Raw genomic sequence first — 8,000 nt, forward strand, 5'->3', positions numbered from 1 at the left:
GGCGCCGAACCGGGGCCCGGCGCCCCGGCTTGCGCGTCAGAGCAGCGGCGTGTAGGGCGAGGTCATCGGGTTCAGCGTGGTGCCGCTCCCGCTGCCGTAGCCCGGCGCACCCAGCGTGCTGGAGCCGCCGAACATGTAGCGCAGGTACACGCTGCCGGTGAACTGGCGGTAGTTCTGCGCGTTGTTGAAGCCGAGCGCACCCCCCAGGAACATCTTCGGCGCCAGCTGGTACTCGAGCACCGCGGCCAGGTTGTAGGCCAGGCCGGTCTTCGACGTGCTGGCGTACGTGTTGTTGTAGACCGCACTGCTCAGGCCCAGCGCCAGCGCTTCGCTGGCCGCGCTCGATGCGCCGGCGTTGCGCGTCGGGTCCGTCGGGAAGTAGGGCGACGACTTCTGGGTGAACGACTGCACGCCCAGCGAGGCGTTCACACGCCACGAGAGCCGGTCGGCGCGGCCGGTCCAGTCGACCGGGAACGCCACGCTCACGAAGCTCTGCGGGCTGAAGTAGCCGCCTTGCCCGAAGGTGTAGTAGCTGAGGTTCTTGTCGTAGCCCATCAGCCCGATGTTCATGCCCAGCGTGAGCTTGGAGCTGGCGCTGTTCAGCAGGTGCAGGTAGGCGCCGCCGCCCGTTTCGAAGCGCGAGTTGCTGGCCACGTTCTTGCCCGTGATGCCGTGCGCCGCGAGGTAGCCGTACACACCGTAGGTGCCGTCGTCGTAGCCGATGTCGCCGCGCGCGCCGGTGGCGACCACGCCGCCCCAGCGCTCGTTGGTGCGCTCGTCCTTCGCGCCGGCGAACGACAGCACGCTGTCCGTCACCGCGCGGCGCGAGAGGTCGGCCTTGTAGGTCCACGAGTCGCCGAAGCCACCCTTGAAGGTGACGTTGCCCACCACGTTCGTGGTCGGGAAACCCAATGGCGTGGTGCCGATGCCGGCCTCGAGGTTCTTGCCTTCGTAGCCCACGTTCAGGCCGACGCCGCTGGCGTTCTGCTGGTTGGTCGTCGTGCCGCTGCGCAGCGCATTGAGCGCCGCCGCCGGGCCGCCGCCGAAGCGGCTGCCGGTGGGGTAGTCGCTGGCGGGCGTGCCGGCGTCGAGCACCGTGGGCGTCACGCCCACGACGATCTTGCCTTCGCCGACCGGAAAGCGTGCCTGCACCGGCAGCTGGAAGTCCGACAGCCGGCTCAGGCCCGCCTCGCCCGCACGGTTGCGAAAGACGGTGCCGGCGGTGAGGCTGACGGCGCGCTGCGCCTCGAGGTCCTGCAGCTCGGAGGTCAGCGTGGTCGCCGGCGCGGGGCGCAGCGGCGCATTCCAGCTGGGTTCGCTGCGCGGGGCGTTGGCCTGCGCATAGGCCGCATTGGCTTGCGGATACGCCGGATAGCCGCCCGGTTGCGCCTGCGGAATGTAGACCGGCGCCACCTGCTGCGTGCCGGGCACCGGGTACTGCTGCATCGGCTGCATCGACGGTGCCACATAGGCCGAGGCTTGCGGCACGTTGCTGTTGTTCGCGTTGTTGCGCGCGGTGCGCGTCGCACCCTTGGCCGTGGCCGCGCGGCCCTTGGCCGTGGACGCCGGTGCGGCGGTACCCCAGGGCAGGGCACCCGGTGGGTAGGCGTTCGGCGTCGCCCCGCCCGGGTAGGCAGGGTAGGCCTGCTGCTGCGGGTTCACGGGGTAACCCGCCGCAGGGTAGGCCTGCGCGTAGACCGGCGCCGCGGCCGCCGCACCGGGATAGGACACCGGCTGCATGCGCGCCTGCTGCGCGAACGGGTTGCCGTTGGCCGGCGGATAGCCCGTGGGCACGGCCGCGCCCGGCGCGCCGCTGCCGGTCATGCCGGCGAACGGGTTGCCGCCCCCCATCTGTGACGGCACGCCGCCCGGCGCACCGCCCGAGGCGACCTGCCGTTCGGCGTCCACCGCCGCGCGCAGGTACTGCTCGGCCTTGCGGCTTTCGCCCGCATTGCGGTACACGCGGCCGGCGGCAGCCAGCACGCGCGACTGGTCGGGCGCCTGCTTCAGCGCGGCCATGACGTAGTTCTCGGCCTCGCCGTGTTCGCGCTGCGCACTGGCGCTGGCGGCGGCGGCCAGCAGGGTGTCCAGGTCGGTCGGGTTGCGCTGAAGAATGCGCTGGTACAGGGCCAGGGCCTGGCTCTCGTCGCGGGCCGCCGAGTACATGCGCGCCAGCGCGCCCATGGCCTGCGGGTCGTTCGGGCGCTCGGCCAGCACCGGCGCCATCGCGTTGTACGCGGCCTCCAGGTTGCCGGCTTCGCGCAGCGCGTCGGCCTGGCGCAGCGCGAAGGCCACGCGCAGGCTGTCGAAGTCGTTGCGTTGGCTGGCCGTCATGTTCACGCTGGCAAGCTGGCGCAGCACGGCGGACAGCTCGATGTCCTGCTTGGTCTTGAGCAGCACCGACGCGTACAGCAGGCGGTCGCCGATGCTCGGGGTGGGCGAGCGCGCGAGCAGCTGGCGGCTCATGGCGAGCGCGCGCGGCGCGTCGCCGATCTCCGCGTAGGCGCCTGCCAGCTGGCCCCACAGTTCGGCCGGCATGTCGGTGCTCAGCGCCGACTCGGCCTGGGCGAGCACGCCGCGGGCCGCGTCGACCTGGCCCTGGCGTGCCAATGCGAGTGCGCGCGCGGCCTGCGACTGCGCCCACAGGCGGCGTTGCAGCCCGGCCATGTCGCGCGTGCGCGATGCGGCGGGAATGCGTTCGAGGTACTGGATGCCGGCGGCCGAGTCGCCCGTTTCGGAGGCGAGCAGGGCGCTGGCGTACAGCGCGTCGGGCATGTCGGGCTGCGACATCAGCAGCCCTTCCATCACACCGCGCGCCTCGGACACCATGCCTTGCTTGCGGTAGATGTTCGCCAGGTCCAGGCGCACCCACGGGCTGTCGGGCGCCGCGAGCATCGCGTCTTCGAGCGTGCGCTGCGCGCCGGCCGCGTCACCGGCATCGGCTTGCTGGCGGGCACGGGTGCGTGCCTGCTCGACCTGGATGTCGCGCAGGCCGCCGAGCTGCGTGGCCTGCTCGGGCGTGAGGCGGCGCGCGAGCGCCAGGGCCTCGTCGGGGCGGCCGGTCTGGCCGTACACCGAGATCAGCCCGCGCAGCGCCTGCGTGTTCTGCGGCTTGCTTTCGAGCACGCGCTTGTAGCCCTGCTCGGCCTGCGCGTAGTCGCCGGCGGCGGCGCGCAGGTCGGCCAGCGCGTTCTGGCCCACGGGTTCGCGCGCGTCGATGCGCACGGCGCGCTCATACAGCGACTGCGCACCGCGCAGGTCGTTCTTGCCTTGCGCGGCGCGGGCCTGCCCGACCAGCGTCCAGTAGGTGGCGCTTTGCAGCGCCGAATTCCATTTGCTGCCGCCGCCGCGCACCGCGCGCTCCAGCAGTTCCTGCGCTTCGCTGAAGCGCTCCTGGCGCAGCCGCACCAGGCCCAGGCCGCCCAGGGCCTCTGTGTCGTCGGCCTTGGCGCGCAGCGCCAGCTGGAAGCGCTGCTCGGCGGTGGCCGCGTCGCCGCGGTCCAGCGCCTTGAAGCCTTCGCCCACGGGCACGTCGGGCGTGCTGGCCGCGGCGGCCTTGGCGGTGGTGAGCGTTTCCAGCCGGGCAGCCACGGCCGCATCGGTCTGGTTGCTGCTCAGGTAGTCCTGGTAAAGCGGCACGTCGGGCTGGCGCGCGTCGAGCCAGATCAGCGCCTGGCGCCAGGCCGCGCGCGCGGCGCCGGCCACGGCGGGCTGCTTGCTCAGCTCGACCAGTTCGCGGATGCCGGCGCGGCGCGTCGGTTCGCTGTAGGTCTTCTGCTGCGCCAGCGCGAGCCGGTAGTTGGCGTTGTCGGGGTGGTCCTTCACCAGCTGCTCGAGGCCCTTGCGGCCCTCGTCGGCGCCTTGCGGCGTGCTGGCGAGCACCTGGTAGTACTCCAGCGCCAGCGCCTCGGGCGGCGCCTTGTTGTCGAACTGGCTGCGGTACAGCTCCACGGCCTCGGCAGCGCGGCCGCTGCGCGCGGCGGCGCGGGCGCGCTGCAGCGTGCTGCCGGCCTGGCCGGGCTGCTGGGCCTGCTGCTGCAGGCGTGCAAGGCGCGGGTCGTTCGGGGCGGCGGCGCGCAGCCGGGCGATCCAGCTGCGTGCGGGCTCCGCGTTGTTGCGCGACAGCTCGACCTGCGCCATGCCGTACATCGCGTCGGCCGAGCGCGGGTTGACGGTCAGCAGCTTCTTCCAGCTCTCCTCAGCCAGGTCGGCACGGCCCTGGGCCTGCCAGTAGTTGCCTTGCTCGACGAGCGCCGCCGCGGCGTCGGCCTGCGCGTGGGCAGGGTTGGCGGTGCACAGCGCCGCGAGCATGCCGAGGCAGGCCATCCATTGCTGCGACTGGGACGACAGGCGCCCCGGCGTGCGCGGCGACGCAATTGGGGCGACGCGAGAGGGACGCTGCGGCTTCAAGCCGGTCGATTGGGACGGCATAGCGTTCTCCATGAGGTTTGCAGCTGGCCGTTTCGGCCGAATTCATAGCGGCCGTCGAGCCAGGCCTGCCCGAAAAGCAACAGGCACTGTTCGTAGTAGGGTAAAGGCGCCACCGGCGGGGTGGTGTCGTTCGGCGCACGAGGGGGCACCCGGCCGCCCGGCACGCGCGCGACCTGCACGGCCAGGGCGTCGTTGTCGTTCAGCGCCTTCAGGTAGGGCAGCATCGCGCCCGAGAAACCCAGCGGCGCCATGCCGCGCACGGCACCCGTCACGGTGTCGACGTATTCGGGCACCGGATGGCCATTGGCCAACTCCTGGTGCGGGCCTCGCAGGTTCAGCAGCAGCATCTTGCGGGCCGGGTCCTTGTCGGACAGCATGCCCGCCCAGAGGTACGTGCGAATGGCGTCGTAGCTGCCGGTGGCACCCTTCAGCGGGTCGGGCACGAAAGCGCGATCGCTCTGCGACCAGGCGCACCAGTCGGGCGCGAAACCCTTGGGCGTGACGCCGCCGAACATGCGCAGCGTGTTGTCCGTGACCTCGCTCCACGGGCCCGCCGGGTCGGCCTGCTGGAAGTAGCGCAGCAACTGCAGCGGCATGTAGCTCGGATTGAGGCGCCACAGCGGTCCGCTGGCCACCGACTTGGGCCAGGGCAGCAGCATGCGGCCGAGCCCGGGCAGCGAGATCACTTCGTCGCGCACCACCATGGCCAGCACGGCGCGCCCGAGGGTGCGGTAGTTGACCTCGTTCCAGAGCCGGCCGCCTTCCATCAGCGCGTAGGCGATCCACAGGTCCGAGTCGGATGCCGAGTTGGCATCGAGCACGCCCCAGCCGCCTTCAGGCTTGCGGCCCCACTGCCAGGCCGGCAACTGCTTGGCCAGGCTGCCGCCCGCGAGGTTGGCCTCGGTCCAGGACAGCACGCGCGCGAAGGTGGCGCGGTCGTTGTGGACCAGCGCGAAGAACAGGCCGTACGACTGGCCTTCGGAGGTCGACTGCTGCTGCGCCGTGCTGAAGTCGATCACCCGGCCGTCGGGCTGGATGTGGCGCCCCGAGAAGGCGGCCCAGTCGGTGGCCGGATGGCAGGCCGCGGCGACCGGGGCGGGAGCCGGCGCAGCCGCGGACGAAGAAGGCGAGGGCGCGTTGGCCCGTGCGGCTGCGGAAGCCGGCGCCGCCGCAGGGGCGGCAGCAGGCGCGGTGCCCGTGCCCGGCGCGGCGGCCGCCAGCTTGGGAAGCGTCAGCGCAAGGCCGGCCGCCGCCAGCAGGGCGCGTCGGCCCGCGAGCGGTGGGGGGGAGGGCGTGATGATCTGCAAACGTCGCATGAAGAGATTATTTGGCCTTGTTGACCGACAGGCGACGGCGCGCCCGCAGTTGCAGGCCCGCATAGGACACGGCCGCGCCCAGCAGGGCCAGCACGATCACCAGCGCGCCCAGCAGCAGCGGGCTGCGCGACAGGTTCCATTGCACCCACGCGATGGGAGGCAGGCGGCCGACGTAGTAGGTGTCGCCGCCCAGCACGCTGTTGACCTGCGTGTCGCGCACGATGGTCATGCTGCCCTGCACGCTCTTGAGCAGGTCGGGCGTCATGAGCGCGTTGAGCAGCGCTTCCTTCGAGCCCGCGGTGGTGATGGCGGCGATCACGCTGCGCCCGCTGCGCAGCGGCGACTCGAAGCCGGCCAGCACCGCGTCGCGGCCGTCGTCGCTCACCGCGATCTGCATCGCGCCGGGCAAGTCCTCGCGGGTGCGCGCGCCGATCACGAAGTCGACGGCGTTGTCGATCCAGCTGTTGAGCTTGAGCTCCGGCGCATTGCCGTTGCGCTTGAGCGGCATCTTGTCCGCCCACTGCGTGAACAGCGGCTGGCTCTGCAGGTTGCCGATGACCAGCAGGTCCTTGTCGGCCCATTGCGCCGCCTCGCCCGAGCGGCCCACCTTCACGCGCAGCGCGGGGTAGCCGGTGGAGCGGCCGATCTGGCCGAGCAGGCCCAGGTAGGTCTCGGTGTCGTTGCTGTCGGGCTGGTCCGGCAGGATCACGGCGGTGTCCGACAGGTCGGCCATGCGCGAGAACGGGAAGCCGCCGTTGGCATAGGCCGCCAGCTCGGGCATTGCGATGAAGTGCGGGAAGCCCGACACGTCGATCTTGGAGGTCGGGTCGATCGAGCCGCGCACGTTGTCCAGCTGCGGCACGCAGCGCCCGCCCACGGGCTCGAAGTAGTAGTGCAGCCGCAGCTGGCTGCGCGCGCCCATGGCCAGCGGCGGCAGGATGATTTCCTTGTTCTCTGCCAGCGTGCCGTCGGGCATCAGCTTCACGGCCAGCGGGTTCCACCAGCGGTCGCCGGCCGGGTTGGCCGAGCGCAGCGGCAGTCCGCCGATGAAGTTGTCGTTGACGTTGACGTTCAGCGTCGACTGGTCGGGCCGCACGCGCGGCGTGTAGCGGTATTGCAGGTCGAGCGGAATGCCGCGGCTGCGCCAGGTGAACAGGTCGGGCGGCAACTGCAGGTTGACGCGCACCACGTCGGGGTTGTAGCCGGTCACCGACAGGTCGGCGGCGGTGGTCAGCTCGCCGAGCTGCAACGCGCGGTCGCTCGGGATCCAGCGCGGCGCGTCATAGGGCTTGCGCGCCGGCGGCTCCTGGAACGCGGTGACCGCGGCCTGCGCGCCGGCAAAGGCCTTGCTGTTGAGCGCCAGCGCGGCGGCGGCCGTGCGCAGTTCGGCCGGGTTGCGCCCGATCACCAGCAGCAACTTGCCCGAGACGTCCTGCGGGTTGTCGACCACGGCCAGCGCCGGGCCCTGGATGGCAGGCAGCGTGAGGCCGGGAATGTTCGACTCGGGCGTGACGAACACCACGGCATGGCCGTTCGGCAGTTCGCCGCTGGACACCGGAAAGGTCGCGCCGCGGTAGTCGGCCAGCGAGCCGAACCACGACGACAGCACGCCGGCCGCTTCGAGCACCGGGCCCGCCGCGGGCGCGCCGAAGACGAAGGGAATGCGCGCGCGCCGCACGTCGCGGCGGTCGAAGAAGGGCTGCGGCAGCGTGGCCAGGTCGTTCGTGAGCTTCAGCGGCGCCACGGTCAGCTTCAGCGTGCTGGTGGCGTCGATGCGTGCCCACAGGCTGGTGTGGGCCGGGTCTTCGCACTCGCGCGTGTAGTGGCCGATCAACTCGACGTTGATGCGGTTGAATTCGGTGATCAGGCGCCGGTCGATCGGAATGTCGGCCGTCTGCGGCTTGCCCGCGTCGGCGCGGTTCACCGCCAGCGTGGCCACCAGCACGTCGTTCACCGTGACCTTCAGGTGCGACAGCTCGGGAATCAGCGAGGGCGAATAGGCGTAGTTCAGCTTGAACGAGGCGGCCGTGACCAGCTCGTCGGCGCGCACGTTGAACGGAATGCCCACCGTGCCGCTGATGCCGCGCAGCTGCACCGCGTAGTCGATGCCCAGCTGCGTGAGGTTGAATTCGCGCACAGCGCCGGCGGCCGGGCTGGCGGCAGGTGCACCGGCGGCGACGGTGGCGGGGGCCGGCGGCACAGCCGATGCGCGCGATGCGGCCGCGGTCGGCGCGGTCTGCGCTGYCGGCGCGG

At 71.8% G+C, this 8,000-nt stretch carries 3 protein-coding genes; all 3 read right to left on the reverse strand.

What is annotated here, in order from left to right; all coding sequences use genetic code 11:
* Positions 1 to 36: 36 nt before the first annotated feature.
* Positions 37 to 4,431 carry a cellulose biosynthesis protein BcsC gene (locus AC1DJH_RS30755; protein WP_478188302.1) on the reverse strand — a complete coding sequence of 1,465 codons (4,395 nt, stop codon included), beginning with the start codon at positions 4,429 to 4,431 and terminating at the stop codon, positions 37 to 39.
* Positions 4,407 to 5,747, reverse strand: a complete 1,341-nt coding sequence (bcsZ, locus tag AC1DJH_RS30760; protein ID WP_478188303.1) for a cellulose synthase complex periplasmic endoglucanase BcsZ — start codon at positions 5,745 to 5,747, stop codon at positions 4,407 to 4,409. The genes AC1DJH_RS30755 and bcsZ overlap by 25 nt, the downstream gene beginning before the upstream one ends.
* A gap of 7 nt (positions 5,748 to 5,754) precedes the next feature.
* On the reverse strand, positions 5,755 to 8,000 hold a 2,246-nt coding region (gene bcsB / locus AC1DJH_RS30765), incomplete at its 5' end, for a cellulose biosynthesis cyclic di-GMP-binding regulatory protein BcsB (protein ID WP_478188304.1).

It is taken from the genome of Variovorax sp. 10N412 (assembly GCF_056394985.1).

What these genes read in the sequence shown, in the direction of transcription:
- AC1DJH_RS30755 (WP_478188302.1), bottom strand. Translation starts at nt 4,431, where the DNA reads ATGCCGTCCCAATCGACCGGCTTGAAGCCGCAGCGTCCCTCTCGCGTC.
- bcsZ (WP_478188303.1), bottom strand. Translation starts at nt 5,747, where the DNA reads ATGCGACGTTTGCAGATCATCACGCCCTCCCCCCCACCGCTCGCGGGC.